The 17,785-nt window shown below is 59.8% G+C and carries 15 protein-coding genes; 14 read left to right on the top strand and 1 reads right to left on the bottom strand.

Annotated features, from left to right (window positions below):
• The 14 genes from ACYVDE_RS02970 to ACYVDE_RS02905 form a co-directional block, all read left to right on the top strand.
• Positions 1 to 1,571, top strand: a 1,571-nt coding sequence (locus ACYVDE_RS02970; protein WP_460499994.1) for an MGH1-like glycoside hydrolase domain-containing protein, incomplete at its 5' end; no start/stop codon positions are given.
• A gap of 174 nt (positions 1,572 to 1,745) precedes the next feature.
• Positions 1,746 to 2,372, top strand: coding sequence for a cyclase family protein (locus ACYVDE_RS02965; RefSeq protein WP_460499993.1), 627 nt, complete (start codon positions 1,746 to 1,748; stop codon positions 2,370 to 2,372).
• A 207-nt stretch (positions 2,373 to 2,579) separates the two neighbouring features.
• Positions 2,580 to 4,052, top strand: coding sequence for a CoA-acylating methylmalonate-semialdehyde dehydrogenase (locus ACYVDE_RS02960; protein WP_460499992.1), 1,473 nt, complete (start codon positions 2,580 to 2,582; stop codon positions 4,050 to 4,052).
• An 8-nt stretch (positions 4,053 to 4,060) separates the two neighbouring features.
• A complete protein-coding gene (locus ACYVDE_RS02955) occupies positions 4,061 to 4,279 on the top strand; it encodes a hypothetical protein (protein ID WP_460499991.1) in 219 nt (72 codons plus the stop codon).
• 92 nt (positions 4,280 to 4,371) lie between these two features.
• Complete coding sequence (locus ACYVDE_RS02950) at positions 4,372 to 5,724, top strand: PLP-dependent aminotransferase family protein (RefSeq protein ID WP_460499990.1); 1,353 nt, start codon at positions 4,372 to 4,374, stop codon at positions 5,722 to 5,724.
• Between the two features lie 71 nt (positions 5,725 to 5,795).
• Positions 5,796 to 6,077, top strand: coding sequence for a hypothetical protein (locus ACYVDE_RS02945; RefSeq protein WP_460499989.1), 282 nt, complete (start codon positions 5,796 to 5,798; stop codon positions 6,075 to 6,077).
• A 44-nt stretch (positions 6,078 to 6,121) separates the two neighbouring features.
• Positions 6,122 to 7,495, top strand: a complete 1,374-nt coding sequence (gene hydA / locus ACYVDE_RS02940; protein WP_460499988.1) for a dihydropyrimidinase — start codon at positions 6,122 to 6,124, stop codon at positions 7,493 to 7,495.
• 179 nt (positions 7,496 to 7,674) lie between these two features.
• Positions 7,675 to 8,541 (top strand): carbon-nitrogen hydrolase family protein, encoded by an 867-nt coding sequence (locus ACYVDE_RS02935; RefSeq protein ID WP_460499987.1) that lies wholly within the window; start codon positions 7,675 to 7,677, stop codon positions 8,539 to 8,541.
• 154 nt (positions 8,542 to 8,695) lie between these two features.
• The gene (locus ACYVDE_RS02930; RefSeq protein ID WP_460499986.1) at positions 8,696 to 10,021 is read left to right on the top strand and encodes an FAD-dependent oxidoreductase; all 1,326 of its coding nucleotides are present in this window, start codon (positions 8,696 to 8,698) and stop codon (positions 10,019 to 10,021) included.
• Positions 10,022 to 10,099: 78 nt separating this feature from the next.
• Positions 10,100 to 11,488: an NAD-dependent dihydropyrimidine dehydrogenase subunit PreA gene (gene preA / locus ACYVDE_RS02925; protein WP_460499985.1), complete on the top strand. Its 1,389-nt coding sequence runs from the start codon at positions 10,100 to 10,102 to the stop codon at positions 11,486 to 11,488.
• 756 nt (positions 11,489 to 12,244) lie between these two features.
• Complete coding sequence (locus ACYVDE_RS02920) at positions 12,245 to 12,559, top strand: hypothetical protein (RefSeq protein ID WP_460499984.1); 315 nt, start codon at positions 12,245 to 12,247, stop codon at positions 12,557 to 12,559.
• A gap of 270 nt (positions 12,560 to 12,829) precedes the next feature.
• On the top strand, positions 12,830 to 12,958 hold the full coding sequence (locus ACYVDE_RS02915) for a hypothetical protein (RefSeq protein WP_460499983.1): 129 nt from the start codon (positions 12,830 to 12,832) through the stop codon (positions 12,956 to 12,958).
• Positions 12,959 to 13,077: 119 nt separating this feature from the next.
• Positions 13,078 to 14,007 (top strand): DUF6268 family outer membrane beta-barrel protein, encoded by a 930-nt coding sequence (locus ACYVDE_RS02910; RefSeq protein ID WP_460499982.1) that lies wholly within the window; start codon positions 13,078 to 13,080, stop codon positions 14,005 to 14,007.
• A gap of 368 nt (positions 14,008 to 14,375) precedes the next feature.
• Entirely contained in the window at positions 14,376 to 17,171 is a 2,796-nt protein-coding gene (locus tag ACYVDE_RS02905) for a TonB-dependent receptor (protein WP_460499981.1), read from the top strand.
• Between the two features lie 121 nt (positions 17,172 to 17,292).
• On the opposite strand, the gene ACYVDE_RS02900 is transcribed toward ACYVDE_RS02905, so the two are convergent.
• A partial coding sequence (locus ACYVDE_RS02900) for an XdhC family protein (protein ID WP_460499980.1) occupies positions 17,293 to 17,785 on the bottom strand: 493 nt, incomplete at its 5' end.

Here is a 17,785-nt window from a genome sequence, read left to right as displayed (position 1 = left end):
TGCAGCGCCAGGCCTTTGCCGGCATGCTCTGGAGCAAGCAGTTTTATTATTACGACGTGCCGCAGTGGCTGGCCGGCGACCCGGCCTTGCCGCCCACGCCGCCCGAGCGCCTATGCGGCCGCAACGGCACCGGCTGGATGCACCTCAACAACCAGCATATCATCTCGATGCCCGATACCTGGGAGTACCCCTGGTACGCGGCCTGGGACCTAGCCTTTCACTGCCTGCCGCTGGCCCGGCTCGACCCCGAGTTTGCCAAGGAGCAGCTGATGCTGCTGTGCCGCGACTGGTACATGCACCCCAACGGCCAGCTGCCCGCCTACGAGTGGAAGCTGAGCGACGTGAACCCGCCCGTGCACGCCTACGCCACTTGGCGCGTCTATAAAATCGACCAGAAAGCCCGCGGCGGCCACGGCGACGTACATTTTCTCGAAACCATCTTCCATCGCCTGCTCCTCAACTTCACGTGGTGGGTGAACCGCAAGGACCGCGACGGCCGCAACATCTTCGAAGGCGGTTTCCTGGGGCTCGATAACATCGGCGTGTTCGACCGCTCGGCCCCGCTGCCCTTCGGCGGCTACCTTGAGCAGGCCGACGGCACCGCCTGGGTGGCCATGTACGCGCTGAATATGATGCGCATCGCGCTGGAGCTAAGCAAAACCAACCCGGTGTACCAGGACCTGGCCAGCAAGTTCTTCGAGCACTTCCTCTACATCGCCGAGGCCATGACCAACGTGGGCAGCGAGCACATGGACCTCTGGGACGACGAAGACGAGTTCTATTACGACGCCCTGAACACGCCCGACCGCGGCCACGAGCTGCTGAAAGTGCGCAGCATGGTGGGCCTGATTCCGCTGTTCGCAGTGGAAGTGCTGGACGAAGACACGCTGGCCAGCGCTCCACAGTTTCTGGCTCGCATGAACTGGTTTCTGAATAACCGCCCGAAGCTGGCGGCACTGGTGAGCCGCTGGCAGGAGCCCGGCAAGGGTGCCCGCCACCTGCTGTCGCTGCTACGCGGCCACCGCATGAAACGCCTGCTGGTGCGCATGCTCGACGAGAACGAATTCCTCTCGCCCTACGGCGTGCGCAGCCTCTCGCGCTATCACCTGGCCCACCCATTCGTGTTTCGCGGCACCGAAACCCAGTTCACCGTCAACTACGAGCCGGCCGAGTCGCAAACCACGCTCTTCGGCGGCAACAGCAACTGGCGCGGCCCCGTCTGGATGCCCATGAACTTCCTGCTCATTGAGTCGCTCCAACGCTTCCACCACTATTACGGCGACGATTTCAAGGTCGAATACCCCACCAACTCGGGCCAGATGGTAACGCTGCTCGAAGTGGCCGACGCCCTCACTAGGCGCCTCACCCAACTCTTCCTGCGCGACTCTGCCACCGGTCGCCGCGCTTGCTTCGGCGACGACAAGCAACTGCAAACCGACCCCAACTTCCGCGACTACCTCTGGTTCCACGAGTACTTCCACGGCGACAACGGCCACGGCCTCGGCGCCAGCCATCAAACCGGCTGGACGGGCCTGATTGCCAAGCTGCTGCAGCCTCGGGCAGGGGAGTAGGGGTACTAGTATACAAAACACAGGCACGTCATGCTGAGCGTAGTCGAAGCATCTCTACCGCAGTAGTAAACCCAGTCGTTTGGATTGCGTTGCGCGGTAGAGATGCTTCGACTACGCTCAGCATGACATTCTTTTTATTCACTACTCACTACTCACTACTCACTACTCACCGACATGTCCATTCCCACTCCTTGGCTCGACGCTACCACGCCCATTCGCGACGGCATGGTGCACTGGCCCGATAATGCCTCCGTCCACGTCAAAAAAACGCTGAGCATCGCCACCGGCGCGGCCGCCAACGTCACCGAAGTATCGATGAGCGCCCACACCGGCACCCACGTTGATGCCCCGCTACACTTCACCGCCAACGCCGGCGATAGCACCACCATCGACCTGGGCCGCCTCATGGGCCCGGCCCGCGTCGTGGGCATCGCCGACCCGCGCAGCATTAGCCTAGCCGAAGTCGAAAAGCTCGAAATTGAGCCCGGCGCGCGTCTGCTATTTCGCACGCGTATTTCTGATGCGGAGTGGAGTACCATGCCCTTCCAGCCCGATTTTGTGGCGCTCGATGCCGACGCGGCCCGCCATCTGCGCGACCGCGGCGTGGTGTGCGTGGGCGTCGATTACCTGTCGGTAGGCAAGGCCGATACCCACCACACGCTGCTCGATGCAGGCATCTGCGTGATTGAAGGGCTGGCCCTGCAGCACATCGCGCCCGGCGAGTACGAAATGCTGTGCTTGCCGCTAAAAATTGTGGGTAGCGACGGCGCACCTGCCCGCGTGCTGCTACGGCCACTTTAGGTATCGGACGGATAACGATAAAATAATGCTAAGGCGCGGGCCGACATCATGTTGATGTTGGCCCGCGCCTTTTACATTACCATCCGAAATAAATATTTTATCGCTCCGCCTGAGTTGGTTGAAAAAAAAGTTGCTCGGAAACGATTGCGGCGTTGTGCCATATCCCGCAAAACCCTTAGCTTGCACCCCGCTTAACATTACGGTAACATGGAAGTTCAAACCTTGAAGTATCCGGCCCTGCGCAACTACGTAGCGGGCCAGTTGGTCGAAAGTGCCTCTACGCCCACAATGGACGTATTCAGCCCCCTTAGTGGGCAGTTGATTTCCACGTTGCCGCTCAGCAATGCCGCCGACCTCGACGCGGCCGTGCAGGCTGCCAAAGCCGCCTTCCCCTCGTGGTCGGCCACGCCGATTAAGGAGCGGGTGCAGATTTTCTACCGCTATAAAACGCTGCTGGAGCGCGACATGAAAGCGCTGGCCGAGCTGGTGCGCGAGGAAAACGGCAAAACCATGGACGAGGCCCGCGCCGAAGTCGAAAAAGCCATTGAGCTGACCGAGTTTGCCTGCTCCATGCCGCAGCTCATCCAGGGCGAATTTCTGGAAGTGAGCAAGGGCGTGGAAGCCCGCGCTGAGCGCAAGCCGCTGGGCGTGGTGGCTAGCATCGCCCCGTTCAACTTCCCCAACATGGTGCCCCACTGGACCATCCCGAACGCCATCGTGCTGGGCAACACCATGATTCTGAAACCCTCGGAACAAGTGCCGCTCAGTGCCGTGAAAATCGCCGAGCTGCTGAAAGAAGCCGGCCTGCCCGACGGCGTGCTCAACATCGTGAACGGCGACAAGGAAATCGTGGAAGCCATCTGCGACCACCCCGACATTCAGGCCGTGAGCTTCGTGGGCTCAACCAAAATTGCCAAAGTCGTCTACATCCGCGCCACCAGCAACCTCAAGCGTTGCGTGGCCCTCGGCGGTGCCAAAAACCACCTCATGGTACTGCCCGACGCGCACCCCGACATGACGGCCTCGAACGTGGCCGCCAGCATGAGCGGCTGCGCGGGCCAGCGCTGCATGGCCGGCTCCACCATGGTAGGCGTGGGTGCTGTGGATGGCATCGTGGCCAAAATTGTGGAAGAAGCCCGCAAGATTGTGGCCGGTCAGAACCTCGGCTCCGTCATCAGCAAGGAAGCCAAGGAGCGCATCGAACAGCACATCGCCGAGGCCGAAGCGGCCGGCGCCAAAGTCCTGCTCGATGGCCGCAACGCCGTGGTGCCCGGTCACGAAGACGGCTACTACGTGGGCGCCACCGTTATCGACCACGTGACGCCCGACATGCGCATCGCCCAGGAGGAAGTGTTCGGCCCGGTGCTCGCCATCATGCGCACCAATACCCTCGACGAGGCCTTGGCCATCGAAAACGCCAACCCCTACGGCAACGCCGCCGCCGTGTTCACCAGCAGTGGCAGCAGCGCCCGCTACGTGATGGACCACGCCAACGCCGGCATGATTGGCGTGAATATCGGCGTGCCCGTGCCCCGCGAACCCTTCTCCTTCGGCGGCTGGAACGAGTCAAAATTTGGTGCCTGCGACATCACGGGTAAGAGTTCGATTGAGTTCTGGACGCAGCTCAAGAAGACCACGACGAAGTGGAACCCCGAGTCGCGCGTGAACTGGATGAGCTAGTTCGCATCATGGCAGAAGTAGCGGTTGCTTCAAAAGCAGCGATTAAGATGCGAAAGGAAACAGCGGGATTTGTTGGAGCAATGATAGTAGCCGCAATTATTGCGCTCTTTTATTACCAGCATTCCAAAGTATTCAGTGTGAGCCCTGCCTTTCTGATTTGCCTTGTCCGCCGTGTCCTTCTGAAAATCGACATTATGTGCTTCCCATTTTCATTGGTGTTGAAGTAATTCTAATAGCGTTGTTTTTTGTCAGGCGAAGGCTGCTGAGTCGCAGCACGATTTTGCGCTGATTTCTCTCTTAAATTCAAGTAGTTCGTATTGTGGAAACCACCTTCGCCACCGACAAAGACCAAATCCTGCACGACAATCTCGACCACACGCTGTTCTCGTGGTCGAAGCAGACGGGCCTGAACCCCATCAACGCTGAGCGCGCCGAGGGCGTGTACGTGTACGACCGCGACGGCAAGCGCTACATCGATTTCTCGGCCCAGCTCATGAACGTGAACATCGGCCACGGCGACCAGCGCGTGACCGACGCCGTGGCCGCCCAGATGCGCGAGTTGAGCTACGTGTACCCCGGCATGATTACCAAGGCCCGCGGCGACCTCGGCAAGCGTCTGGCTGAAATCACGGCGCCCAACCTCACCAAGGCATTTTTCACGCTGGGCGGGGCCGAGGCCATCGAGAATGCCATCAAGCTGGCGCGGGTGTACACCGGCCGCCACAAGATTGTGTCGCTCTACCAGTCGTTTCACGGGGCCAGCTACGGCGCCATGAGCGTGGGCGGCGACCCGCGCAAGTTCGCCGTCGACTCGCAGGCCATGCCCGGCACGGTGCACGTCGAAAACCCCTATTTCTACCGCTGCCCCTGGCACTCCGAAACGCCCGAGCAGTGCGCCCAGCGCGCCGCCGACGCCATGGAGCGCATCATTGGCTACGAAAACCCCGGCAGCGTGGCCGCCATCATCATGGAAGGGGAGTCGGGCACGTCGGGCTGCATCAAGTACCCGCCCGGCTACTGGGCGCGGGTGCGCGAAATCTGCGACAAGCACGGCATCCTGCTCATCGCCGATGAAGTGATGTCGGGCTTCGGCCGCACCGGCAAGTGGTTCGGCTCCGACCACCACAACGTCAAAATCGACATCATGTGCATGGCCAAAGGCATCACCGCCGGCTACCTGCCGCTGGGCGCGGTGATGGTGGACGAGAAAATCGCCAAATCCTTCGACGACAAGCCGCTGCCGCTGGGCCTTACCTACTCGGCCCACCCGGTATCGTGCGCCGCCGCCGTGGCCGTGCTCGACATCTACGAGACCGATAACCTGCTCGAAAACACCGTGGAGATGGGTAAGTACATGGACCAGCAGGTGGCCCAGCTCATGCGCCACCACCCCAGCATCGGCGACTGGCGCAACACCGGCCTCTTCGGCTGCCTCGAGCTGGTGAAAAACCGCGACACCAAGGAGCCCATGGCCCCCTGGAACGCCACGCCCGCCCAGATGGACATCATGAACCAGGTCGCCGCCAAAATCCGCGAGCTGGGCATGTACACCTTCGTGCGCTGGAACTACATCTTCATTTGCCCCCCGCTGAGCATCACGAAAGACGAGATTGACGAAGGCCTGGCCATTATTTCGGAGGCCATCAGCATTGCGGATAAGTACGTGCATTAAATCTTGACCGTCATGCCGAGCGCAGCCGAGCCATCTCGCGTGTTTCATCGCGCTGCTTAGGAACTCTTAAAATGGCATTGTCCAGTCGAATAAAGCACGGTTTACTTTGGGTGGTTCTGGCTGTATTCGATGTTTTCGTCTACGTTGCGCTGGGAGTTGCTTTGATGAATTATGATGATAAACATGATGATTCTCAAAGCGACTATGGAAGCTGGGAAAGCATGACAGCTTTTGATAAATCGGCTTCTATCCTCATGACTGTCTGGAATGTAGTGAATGCGCTTGCATTGGTTTACCTCATTTATTCATCATTCAGGAAATTGAAGTCCCGAGCACAGTTGAGCAGTCGTTAATTCCGGTTTTATAGCCTGACCTCTAGCCATTACCCTTAATTTTTATGTCTATCCTCCTCAAAAACGGCCGCGTCGTCACCGCCGATTCGGACGCCGTCTGCGATATCCTGATTGAAGGCGAAACCATCGTGTCCATCGGCCGCAACTTGTCGGCCGAGGGGGCGGAGGTGATTGACTGCACCGGTAAAATGGTGATGCCCGGTGGCATCGACCCGCACGTGCACCTGGAGATGCCCTTCATGGGCACCTTCAGCTCCGACACCTACGAAACCGGCACCCGCGCCGCCCTGCACGGCGGCACCACCACCGTCATCGATTTCATCCTGCAGAAGCAGGGCAATTCGCTGCGCTCGGCCTTTGAGGAGTGGAGCGGGCGCGCCACCGGCAACGCCGTGGGCGACTACAGCTTCCACATGGCCGTGACCGATTTCAACCCCAGCACCAGGGAGGAAATCAAGGACATGGTGGCCGAGGGCATCACCTCCTTCAAAACCTTCATGGCCTACAAGGGCGCGCTCATGATTGACGACGCGCAGATGGTGGGCCTGATGCAGGAAGTGAAGAAGCACGGCGGCCTCGTAACGGCCCACGCCACCAACGGCGACATGATTGACACGCTCATTGCCCAGCACCGGGCCGCGGGCAAGCTCACGCCGCTCTACCACTACCTCTCGCAGCCCGAAGTGACGGAAGCCGAAGCCTCGGGCCGCTTCGCCGATATCGCCAACTACACGGGCGTGAACGCCTACATCGTGCACCTCACCTGCGAGGGCGCCCTCAACCAGGTGCGCCGCGCCACCGAGCGCAACCAGCGCGTACTGGTCGAAACCTGCATTCAGTACCTCGTGCTCGATGCCTCGCTGTACGAGGACGAGGCCAACGGCGCGAAGTGGGTGATGTCGCCGCCGCTGCGCGAGAAGAAGGACCAGGCCACGCTCTGGGCCGGTATCAACCAGGGCCTGGTGAACGTGGTGGGCACCGACCACTGCCCCTTTATGTGGGAGCAGAAGCTGCTGGGCAAGGACGACTTCTCGAAAATCCCGAACGGCCACCCCGCCATTGAGCACCGCATGGAATTGCTGTTTTCGGAGGGCGTAAACACCGGCAAAATCACCCCGCAGAAATTCGTGGAAGTGACCAGCACCAATGCCGCCAAAATCTTCGGCATGTTCCCGCGCAAAGGCACCATCAGCATCGGCGCCGACGCGGATTTGGTTATCCTTGACCCGCAAAAGAAGCACACCATCTCGGCCAGCACCCACCACATGAACTGCGACTACTCCGGCTACGAAGGCTGGGAAGTAACGGGCAAAATCGACACCGTGCTGCTCCGCGGCCAGGTAGCCGTCGACGCCGGCGAAACCAAAGTTTCAAAAGGCTACGGCCAGTTCATCAGGCGCGGCAAAACGAATATGTAGAACGTCATTCCGAGCGCAGCGCAGCGAAGCCGAGGAATCTCGCGTGTGGTAGTAATCAATTCGTTGCAACGTTCATAATTAGTGGAAGCACGCGAGATGCTTCGGCTGCGCTCAGCATGACGTGCTGTTGTGCTGACCTTCAAACTCAACTGTACAACTCAACCCCACCTAACACTCCAATGCCCAGAATTATCAAATCCGGCCTCATTCAGATGAGCCTGCCCATGACCGAAGGCGAAGGCACCATCGAGGAAATCATGCAGGCCATGGAGGCCAAGCACATCCCGCTAATTGAAGAAGCCGGCCGCCAGGGCGTGCAGATTCTCTGCCTGCAGGAAATCTTCAACACCCCGTACTTCTGCCCCGGCCAGGACAAAAACTGGTACGCCTCGGCCGAGCCCGTGCCCGGCCCGACGACCGACCGCATGGCCGAGTACGCCAAGAAGTACAACATGGTCATCATCGTGCCGGTGTACGAGCGCGAGCAGGCCGGCTTCCTCTACAACACCGCCGCCGTGATTGACGCCGACGGCACCTACCTCGGCAAGTACCGCAAAAACCACATTCCCCACACCACCGGCTTCTGGGAGAAGTTCTTCTTCAAGCCCGGCAACCTAGGCTACCCGGTGTTTCAGACCAAGTACGCCAAAGTGGGCGTGTACATCTGCTACGACCGGCACTTCCCCGACGGCGCCCGCATCCTGGGCCTGAACGGGGCCGAAATCGTGTACAACCCCTCGGCCACTGTCGCCGGCCTCTCGCAGTACCTCTGGAAGCTGGAGCAGCCCGCGCACGCGGCGGCCAACGGCTACTTCATGGGCTGCATCAACCGCGTGGGCGAGGAGAAGCCCTGGAACCTGGGCCGCTTCTATGGCACCAGCTACTTCGTGGACCCGCGCGGCCAAATCATCGCCGAAGCCGACGAGTACAAGGACGAGCTGCTCATCGCCGAGTTCGACCTCGACATGATTGACGAGGTACGCAACACCTGGCAGTTCTTCCGCGACCGCCGCCCCGAGACGTACGAGAAGCTGGTGGAATTGTAGGCGGTTGCTGACATCAGAACGGTCATGCTGAGCGCAGTCGAAGCATCTCGCGTACCGAAGTAATTCAACCGTGCAACGACGCACGCGAGATGCCTTGGAGGCGCTCGGCATGACGTTCTAACTCATTTTATTAATTCGAAATCCCCGCCTATTTATGGCCGAATTTTCTACACCCACCACCGAGCAGGAATTCGCGGAGAATTTCGCGCAATTGAAGCCGGTGATGAACCGCACCGAGGCGCTGTACGAAAGCTCCCGCTGCCTGTTTTGCTTCGATGCGCCGTGTATAAAAGCGTGCCCGTCGGGGATTGATATTCCGCAGTTTATTCGCCAAATAAATTCGGGCAACGACACCGGCGCGGCGCGCACTATTTACGAGGCCAATTATTTCGGCAATGCCTGCGGCAAAGTGTGTCCTACCGAGGTGCTGTGCGAAGGTTCCTGCGTGTACAACTTGCAGGAAGTGAAGCCAATTGAAATTGGCCGCCTGCAGAGTTACGCTACCACGAAGGTGATTAAGAGCGGCGAAAAGCTGTTTGGTCCCGGAGAGGATAATGGCAAGAAAGTAGCCGTAATTGGTGCCGGTCCGGCCGGTATTTCGGCGGCTTGCGAGCTGCGGGCACTGGGCTACGCAGTTGACGTTTTCGAGGCCAAAGCGCAGCCTTCCGGGCTGACAGTTTATGGGGTAGCGCCGTACAAAATTACCAACGAGGAAACGCTGGCAGAGATGGCTTATTTGCAGGCGCAATTCGGCTACAACGTGCATTTTAATTCCGCCATTTCTTCGCGCAACGAATTGGAGAAACTGGAGGAGAAATACGACGCTATTTTCCTCGGTATTGGCCTGGGCCGAACCAGTGAATTAGGCTTGCCTGGGGAGGATAAAATCAATTGCACCGGAGCAGTAGAATTCATTGCCGAATTGCGGCAGCATCACCACGAAGTGGCGGTGGGCCGCAAGGTCATCGTGCTCGGTGGCGGCAACACGGCCATGGACGCGGCCTCCGAATCGTCGCGCCTCGGGGCCGAAACTGTTATTCTGGCTTACCGCCGCGCCAAAGAGAAAATGGGCGCTTACGAATTCGAGTACGACCTGGCCAAAGGGGTGGGAGTGAAGGGCTTATTCAACGTAGCACCGGTGGAAATTACCGGCAACGGCTACGTGGCGGGCGTGAAATTCATTCGTACTGAAGTGAAAGATGGCCGCGTGCAGGAAATTGCCGGCTCCGAATTCGTGGAGCCCTGCGACATGGTAATTAAAGCTACGGGGCAGGCTAAGCAGACGGAGTTTCTGAATTTAATTCCGGGCCTGAAACTGGATGGCAAGGGTCGTATCATAGCTAATGCGCATACTGGCCAGACGTCGAACCCGAAATATTTTGCTTCCGGCGATGCCTGGAACGGTGGGGCTGAAGTGGTGAACGCGGCGGCCGAGGCTAAACTCACGGCGCGTGGTATTCACGCGTATTTGAGCAAGTAGCGCGGATTTTTAGTCCGCGAGTTGAGCCATCTCTTTTAATTCGTTTTCATTCGCGGACTGAAAGTCCGCGCCACTGATATGCCTGATTTATCCATTGATTTCGCCGGCATTAAATCGCCGAACCCGTTCTGGCTGGCTTCGGCCCCGCCCACCAATTCCGGCTACCAGGTGATGAAAGCCTTCGACGCCGGCTGGGGCGGCGCGGTGTGGAAGACGCTGGGCGTGCCCGTCGTCAACGTTTCCAGCCGCTACGGCGGCGTGAACTACCGCGACAAGCGCATGGTCGGCTTCAATAACATCGAGCTGATTTCGGACCGGCCGCTCTCGCACAACCTGCGCGAGATTGAGGAAGTGAAAAAGCGCTTCCCCAACCACGCCGTTATTGCCTCGCTTATGGTGCAGAGCCGGCAGGAGTGGCACGACATCGTGCGCGCCTCGCAGGATGCCGGCGCCGACGGCTTCGAGCTGAACTTTGGCTGCCCGCACGGCATGTGCGAGCGGGGCATGGGCTCGGCGGTAGGGCAGGAGCCTAAAGTGCTGCAAATGATAGTGGAATGGGTGATGGAAGTGGCCCAGAAGCCCGTCATCGTGAAGCTCACGCCCAACATCTCCGACATCACCGAGCCGGCCTTGGCCGCCAGGCGCGGTGGGGCCGATGCCATCTCGCTCATCAATACGATTCAGAGCATCGTGGGCGTCGATTTGGACAAGTACGCGCCGTACCCGATTGTGGACGGCAAGGGCACCAACGGCGGCTACTGCGGCCCAGCCGTGAAGCCCATTGCCCTGAACATGGTGAAAAACTGCGCCCAGCACCCGGATATCAAGTTGCCCATTTCGGGCATCGGCGGTATTGAGAATTGGCGCGACGCGGTGGAGCATATCCTGCTGGGTGCCAGCTCGGTGCAGGTGTGCACGGCGGCCATGCACTTCGGCTTCGGCATCATCCGGGAGATGACGGCCGGGCTGGAGCAGTACATGGTGGAGAAGGGCTTCAATACCATCTACGACTTCGTGGGCAAGGCCCTGCCCAACGTGCTGCACTGGGAAGACCTGAACATGAAGTATAAGGTGACGGCCAACATCAACGAGGACAAGTGCATCGGCTGCCAGCTGTGCTACACGGCCTGCGAAGACGGCGCCCACCAGGCCATCAAGCTCAACGCCGGCACCCGCGTGCCCGAAATCATCGAGGAAAACTGCGTGGGCTGCAACCTGTGTTCGCTGGTGTGCCCCGTGGAGCAGTGCATCACGATGGAACAAACCGACCCCGGCACCGAGCACCTTACCTGGAAGGAGCGCACCGCCGCTGGCACCGCGCCCACCGAGTTTGAGGACGAAAAAGCTGGTGGGCGCCACCATTGGGTGCCCGAGCCCAGCGCCGCTCTCGGCAAGGAGCGCCACAAAACCCTGCCCGGCAAAGCGCGCGTCATCAACGGCGAAACGGAGGTGCCGGCCGAGGCTTAAGCAAAGCCCGGAGCATTTCTGTTGCTGCTGATTGAGCCCCTTCGGTGCCTACCGGAGGGGCTTTCGTGTGTAGTGGCAAGGCTGGAAATTTTGCCTAACTTGTTGGCCGTAAACAACTGTTTAATGTCAATGAAACAATTGCTACGCTTGCTGCTGCCCGGGTTGCTGCTGTCGACAGCAGTTTGCGCGCAATCGAACCCGGCCATTTGGTGCCCGCCGGGGGCCACCTGGACCTACGGCTACGCGCTATTTTCGGAGCGTGGGACGGTTACTGTACGGTACGCGCGCGACACGACAATGGCCGGACTGCCGGCGCAGGTGCTCACGCGGCAATTGAGCACGGTCGTTTACCCAGGGCCAACGCCCGTAGTCAACAGAGCTTTGCCGCTGGTCATAACCCGAGTGGTGGCCAGCCGAGTAGAAGTATGGGCCAACGGGCAGTTTTACACCTTGTACGATTTTGCGGCCCTGCCCAGCAGCTCTTGGCCAACCCCGCTGGTGATTCCAAGCGGGCCCTGCCCGCCGGCAATCGGCGTCAGTCAGGTCGTGGTCGACAGCGTGGGCACGCGCCTCTTGGCTGGGCGGACCCTGCGGTGGTTTCGGGCCCACATTGCTAATCCAAATGCAGGCACACATGGGTATTGGGCTGGACGGATTTATGAGCAATTGGGCAGTCTGAACTACCTGCAACCGCAATCGGGCGGCTGCCCATACACCGACCCCGGCGACATGGGTCCATTCCAAAGCTTCCGCGCAATGGGCTGGCCTGCCATTGGCTACAACGTCAGCACGGGTACGCTGCTGGGCAGTACCCCGGCCCGCGCCGAAGCCGCTGGCTTTACCGTACACCCCAGTCCCTCGGCCGGGGCCTGCTGGCTGACGGTAGCGCTGCCGTCCGGCACTGTTGCGGCCGGGCAGTTGAGCCTGCTGGACCTGGCCGGCCGCACCGTGCGGCAACAGCCAATCGGCAACGGCCAACTCGATGTGCGCGGCCTGCAAGCCGGCATTTACGTGGCGCGGCTGAGCGGGCCCGGAATGGCCTCGCTTTTCCGGCGCGTGGTGCTCGAATAATTGCCCGCCGTGCAACTGATTGTGGTTCGTAATTTGTTGAGTGCGTATAACAACATCATCCGTTAATCGACGTGCTTCGGCCGCCAGCTTCCATGAAAACGAAACCCTTGATTTTTGCTTTAGGCCTTTGCCTGCTGCTGCTCAGCGGGTGCGTGGCTTCGGTCGGTACGGGCTACGGGTATTATCCTCCGGCCCGTCCTTACTACGGCTATGCTCGGCCTTACTATGCTCCCCGTCCGGTTATTGTAGTGCCTGAGCGGGGTTATTACCGTGGCGGTGGCTACCACGGCGGTGGGTACTACCGGGGCGGCGGTGGCTACGGAGGCGGTGGTGGCCGTGGCCACCACGGACGCGACTAACTCAACTGTTCCATTCGGCAGGCAAGGGCTGTCCACGTAAGTGGGCAGCCCTTTTTCATGGCCCGATGAGCTGGCTCGGATGGTATGGATTTTGGGGGCCGGCCGGCCAACCGGCAGGCGGATACTTTCTTTGGCAGATTGTTCGTCCTTTTCCTTTCCATGACCGAGTTTTTACGCCGCCTGCCCGCTTCGGCGCTGCCTTATTCCCTCAAGATTCTGCTGCTGGGCCTGCCCCTAGCTGGCCGGGCGCAGGGTTACGCCGAAGGAATAAGCCTGAGCTACGAACGGTTGCCGCTGCAATTGAAAACCCCGGAGCGACCTGTTTTTCATGCCGATGTGTACCGGGCCAATGTCATTGTGCCCGCAGCCCAGGCCGCCGATAGTAGCCGCAGCCTCCTGGCCGGCGTCGGATTGGAGGTGCTGCGTTTTACTGGCAGCCGGCCGGGCCTGGAGGTAGGCGCGGTGTACGGCATATTACCCATTGTGGGCTACCGGCAGCGGCTGAGCCCGCGGCTGGAGCTCACGGCCCTGGCCCTGCCCGCCCTGAACTCGGACCTGCGCGACGTGCGCGGGGAAGACCTCACCTGGGGTGGCGTGGTGCGCGCCGCGTATCGCACTAATCCGCGCCGGACTTACCGCCTCACGGTGGGCTACCGGCAGCAATTCTACGGCCCGCAGTACGTGTTGCTACTGGGCCTCGACTGGCAGTTGGGCACTCGGTGGCGGGCTTTCGGCGACCTGCCCACGAGCTTCACCCTGAGCTATGCTGCCCAGCCTCGTTTTAACGTGGGCTTCAACCTGATTGGCATTAACACCGCCTACCGCTTGCAGTTCGCCGACCGGTATCTGCAATATCAGCAGGGCCACTACGGTTTATTTGCGGAGAAGTACCTAACCGGCCACTGGGTATTGCGGGCTACGCTGGCTTATGCCCTGACGCGGCGTATTGAGCTGTACGAACGTAACCAGCAGTGGCCCGCTACGCTCGATTACATCGGGTTGGGCACTGCACCTGTGCCTGCCAGCCCAGCCGTCGAAAAAGGTGGTGCTTTCAAGGTAGGATTAAGCTACCGAGTTTCTGCCAAATAACATATTCGGGGTGTACAAACGTTTCGATGGTATGAAATATGATTATTTTAACAATTGATTTTGCTTGTAAATTTACAAGTTGCTTCCGTCTGTGGCTTTGATTTCCAAATTTGGGAATTTATTGCTCATCTTGCACTTGCATTCTAAACGGACTATCGGCATTGTAGCCTGCGGTAAATAAGCGAGTATGGCTTGCAATCAGACTATCGGTGCTTTTGATTATGTCCAACTCTTGGACATTACTTCGTGTTAATCCCGATATGAGAGACGTTCGACCTGAAATCCTACCGATTTGCCGAAAATTGTGAAGAACTAGTTAGGGCCTGCATAATTTTAACTTTTCCTATATGGTAAGTTAAATTAATTTCATGCGTAAACTCTACTCAGCGTTGATGATGGCTGCTCTGGCTCCGGCCGCAGCCACTGCTGCCCCCCGAAGTACACCGGCCCCTCGCCACGCCTCTGCCAAAAGTGCGAAAGCCAACAAGCTGCGCAAAGCCACCGACCCCAACGGCAGCCACATCGGCGGCACCATTCTTACCAATGCGGGCGACCCGCTACCTGGTGCAACAGTCTTTATCAAAGGTACTTACGTAGGTACCAGCACTAACCAGGAAGGCCATTTCGACCTGAACGGCTCGTTTGCCAACGGTCCGGTGGAGTTGCTCGTGTCGTACGTGGGCTTCGAAACTCAGACGGTAGTACTGCAAAAGCCCGACGACCAACTGAGTGTGTCGCTGGTGCCGAGCGCCACGCTGCTGAGCGAAACCGTGGTGTCGGCCTCGCGCGTGGAGGAAAACATCATGCGCGCGCCGGTGACGATTGATAAGGTGTCGGCCAAGCAGGTCGAGCGCATCAGCACGCCGGAAGTACTGGCGGGCCTGGGCAACTTGGCTGGCATAGATGTGAACTCAGCCTCGATGCTGTTTACCAGCGTCAGCACCCGCGGTTTCAACACGGCCAAATCGGAGCGCGTGATTCAGCTCGTGGATTACATGGACACGGCGCTGCCCTCACTGAACCTGAGCCCGGGCAACATGGTCGGCATTCCGGAACTCGACATGGAAAGCATTGAGATTGTGCACGGTCCGGCTTCGGCCCTGTACGGCTCGAACGCGCTGAGCGGCGTGGTGCTCTTCAACTCGAAAGACCCGTTTGTATACGAGGGCCTGAGCGTGCGCCTGCGCGGCGGTCAGCGCAGCCTGCTCGACGGGCAGGTGCGCTACGCCCACAAGATTACAGACAAGCTGGCTTTCAAGGTAAACGCCAGCATTTTCAAGGCTAACGACTGGATTGCCAATAATTTCGCAGCCCAAACCACGTCGACCAACCCCGCCGGCTCGCCGCTGGGCTACGATGCCGTGAACCGCTACGGCGAGCTGGATTATACTTTCATGCCCTCGCCCTACGCGCCCACCACCAACCCCGAGCTGTACGGCAAGCGCGTGTACATGCCCGGCTACACCGAGCGCGAGCTGGTGGCCGGCGACACCATCACCCGCTCGTACCGGGTGCAGGGCGCCGTGTCGTACCTGTTCACCAACGACCTGAAGCTGACTCTGGAAGCCAAGCGCGGCGTAGGCACGTCGACCTACCAAAACCTGAGCCGCTTCCGCATCAAGAACTTGGGCACCGACCAGTACCGCCTCGAGTTGAAAAGCTCGAAGGGTTTTATCCGGGCTTATACTACTGAGGACTTTACGGGTAGCAGCTACGAGCTGACGCAGCTGAGCGCCAAGCTGCTGCAAGCGAAAGTGAACCCGGCTAACCCGCAGTCGCCAACGTACGCGCAGCAGTATTTCGGTACTTACAACGCTGCGTACACCTACGCCCGCCAGGCGGGGAAGCAGTCGGTTGAGATGGCACTGGCTTCGGCGCAGGCGGCGGCCAACGCGACCGTGCCCGTGGCCGGCAGTGAAACCTTCAACACCCTGCGCAACCAGATTGCCCAGGACAACAACCCCGGCACCGGCGCCGGCCAGCACTTCAACTCGCGCCTGAGCGACGTGAGCGCCCAACGCAGCTTCGAGCTGGGCAGCCCCAAAACCGGCCTCATTGTGGGCGCGGCCTACCGGCGCTACATGCTGGGCTCGGGCGGCGTGCTGTTTGCCGATACCGACGGTAGCCGCATTCCCAACTACGAGTACGGCGCGTATGCTCAGATTACGCACGCCATGCTCGACGACCACCTGAAGCTGGCTCTGGCCGGCCGGGGCGACTTCTTCAAGAACTTCAACCCCTCGTTCTCGCCGCGCGTGGCGGCCGTGTACTCGCTGGGCGCCCGCAACCAGCACAACTTCCGCGCGAGCTACGGCCAGGCTTTCCGCAGCCCGTCGCAAACCGACCAGTACCTGCGCTCCGACGTGGGCTCGTTCATCCTGCTCGGCAACGTGGGCAATGGCTACAAGGGCTACGCTTTCACCGACGCGCAGGGCCGGGCCTACAACCCCTACGACCCCACGATGAAGCTGAAAGATTTCGAAATCAGCATCGACAAGCTGCGCCTGGAGCGCGTGAACACGATTGAAGTGGGCTACAAAGGCGCGATTCTGCCCAATGTGTACGTCGACGCCAGCTACTTCAACAGCCGCTACAACGACTTCATCGGCGGCACGGCCTTCGTGGGCAACGTGAACGGCAGCCGCCCCACCGAGGCGCAGGTATTCACGGCCGCCACCACGCCCGCGGGCTTCAGCACGCCCGATGCCCGCATCATCTTCGTGTCGCAGAACAACGACCAGGTGGTGCGCACGCACGGCGCTACGTTTGCCCTCACCTATTACCTGAACAAGGGCCTGAACCTGACCGGCAACTATTCGCTGAACGTGCTCGACCGCAGCAACCTGCCCGCTGGCTTCCGCACCTACTTCAACACGCCCAAGCACAAGTACAACCTGGGCGCCAACGGCACGGTGGCCAAAAACCTGAACTACTCGGTGAACTACCGCTGGATTCAGGGCCATCAGCAAGAGATGCCTTTCGCTGCCGGCGAAATCCAGACTTACCACACCACCGATGCCTACGTGGGCTACACCATTCCCAAACTGGCCTCGACGGTGCAGTTGGGCGGCTCGAACATCTTCAACGAAACCAACATTCAAATTATCGGAGGCCCGCAAATTGGTCGTCTGATTTACTTGGGCCTGCTGGTTGATGTAAAGTAATTCGTGTAGTACAATGCAACAAAAAGGCCTCCGTCGTCAACGGAGGCCTTTTTTGTCATTCCGACGCAGGAGGAATCTGGGAAATACGTTGGCTCAGATTCCTCTTGTGTCGGAAGGAGCACTATGAAACTACCAGCGGCACCGGCGCCGAATGCACCGTGCCGGCCCGCTCGCGCAAGGGTCGCCCGTTGCGCTGGTGCCGTCGGGCCTGAATCTCGGCCACGATGGCAAGGGCAATTTCTTCGGGTGTTTCGCTTCCTAAATCCAGCCCAATAGGGCTGTGCAGGCGGTTTTGTAGCACGTCGGCGGTTTCGGTGTCTGATAATTCCAGCTCTTCCAGCAGGCGGCCGGCTTTGGCGCGCGGGCCCAGCAGGCCGATGTAAGGTGCGGCCGTGGGCAGCAAGGTTTGGAGCGCGGCTAGGTCGTAGGCGTAATTGTGGCTGAGCAGCACGTGGTAGGCGCCGGCATCCGGTACCTGGGTTTCCAGCTCGCGCACCGGCACAATGCGCACCTCGGCGGCCTCCGGGAAGCGGGCCGCGGTGGCCAGATTAGGCCGGCCATCGACTACCGTAATGTGCCAGCCGAGCGAGGCGGCGAGGTGCACCAGCGGCTGC

This window comes from Hymenobacter agri (assembly GCF_054778495.1).
Note: the sequence above shows the minus strand (reverse complement) of the source record. Positions and strands in the feature narration are given on the sequence as shown.

Coding starts and splice junctions, on each gene's coding strand:
- ACYVDE_RS02965 (WP_460499993.1), top strand. CDS start 1,746: ATGTCCATTCCCACTCCTTGGCTCGACGCTACCACGCCCATTCGCGAC.
- ACYVDE_RS02960 (WP_460499992.1), top strand. CDS start 2,580: ATGGAAGTTCAAACCTTGAAGTATCCGGCCCTGCGCAACTACGTAGCG.
- ACYVDE_RS02955 (WP_460499991.1), top strand. CDS start 4,061: ATGGCAGAAGTAGCGGTTGCTTCAAAAGCAGCGATTAAGATGCGAAAG.
- ACYVDE_RS02945 (WP_460499989.1), top strand. CDS start 5,796: ATGGCATTGTCCAGTCGAATAAAGCACGGTTTACTTTGGGTGGTTCTG.
- hydA (WP_460499988.1), top strand. CDS start 6,122: ATGTCTATCCTCCTCAAAAACGGCCGCGTCGTCACCGCCGATTCGGAC.
- ACYVDE_RS02935 (WP_460499987.1), top strand. CDS start 7,675: ATGCCCAGAATTATCAAATCCGGCCTCATTCAGATGAGCCTGCCCATG.
- ACYVDE_RS02930 (WP_460499986.1), top strand. CDS start 8,696: ATGGCCGAATTTTCTACACCCACCACCGAGCAGGAATTCGCGGAGAAT.
- preA (WP_460499985.1), top strand. CDS start 10,100: ATGCCTGATTTATCCATTGATTTCGCCGGCATTAAATCGCCGAACCCG.
- ACYVDE_RS02920 (WP_460499984.1), top strand. CDS start 12,245: ATGGGCTGGCCTGCCATTGGCTACAACGTCAGCACGGGTACGCTGCTG.
- ACYVDE_RS02910 (WP_460499982.1), top strand. CDS start 13,078: ATGACCGAGTTTTTACGCCGCCTGCCCGCTTCGGCGCTGCCTTATTCC.
- ACYVDE_RS02905 (WP_460499981.1), top strand. CDS start 14,376: ATGCGTAAACTCTACTCAGCGTTGATGATGGCTGCTCTGGCTCCGGCC.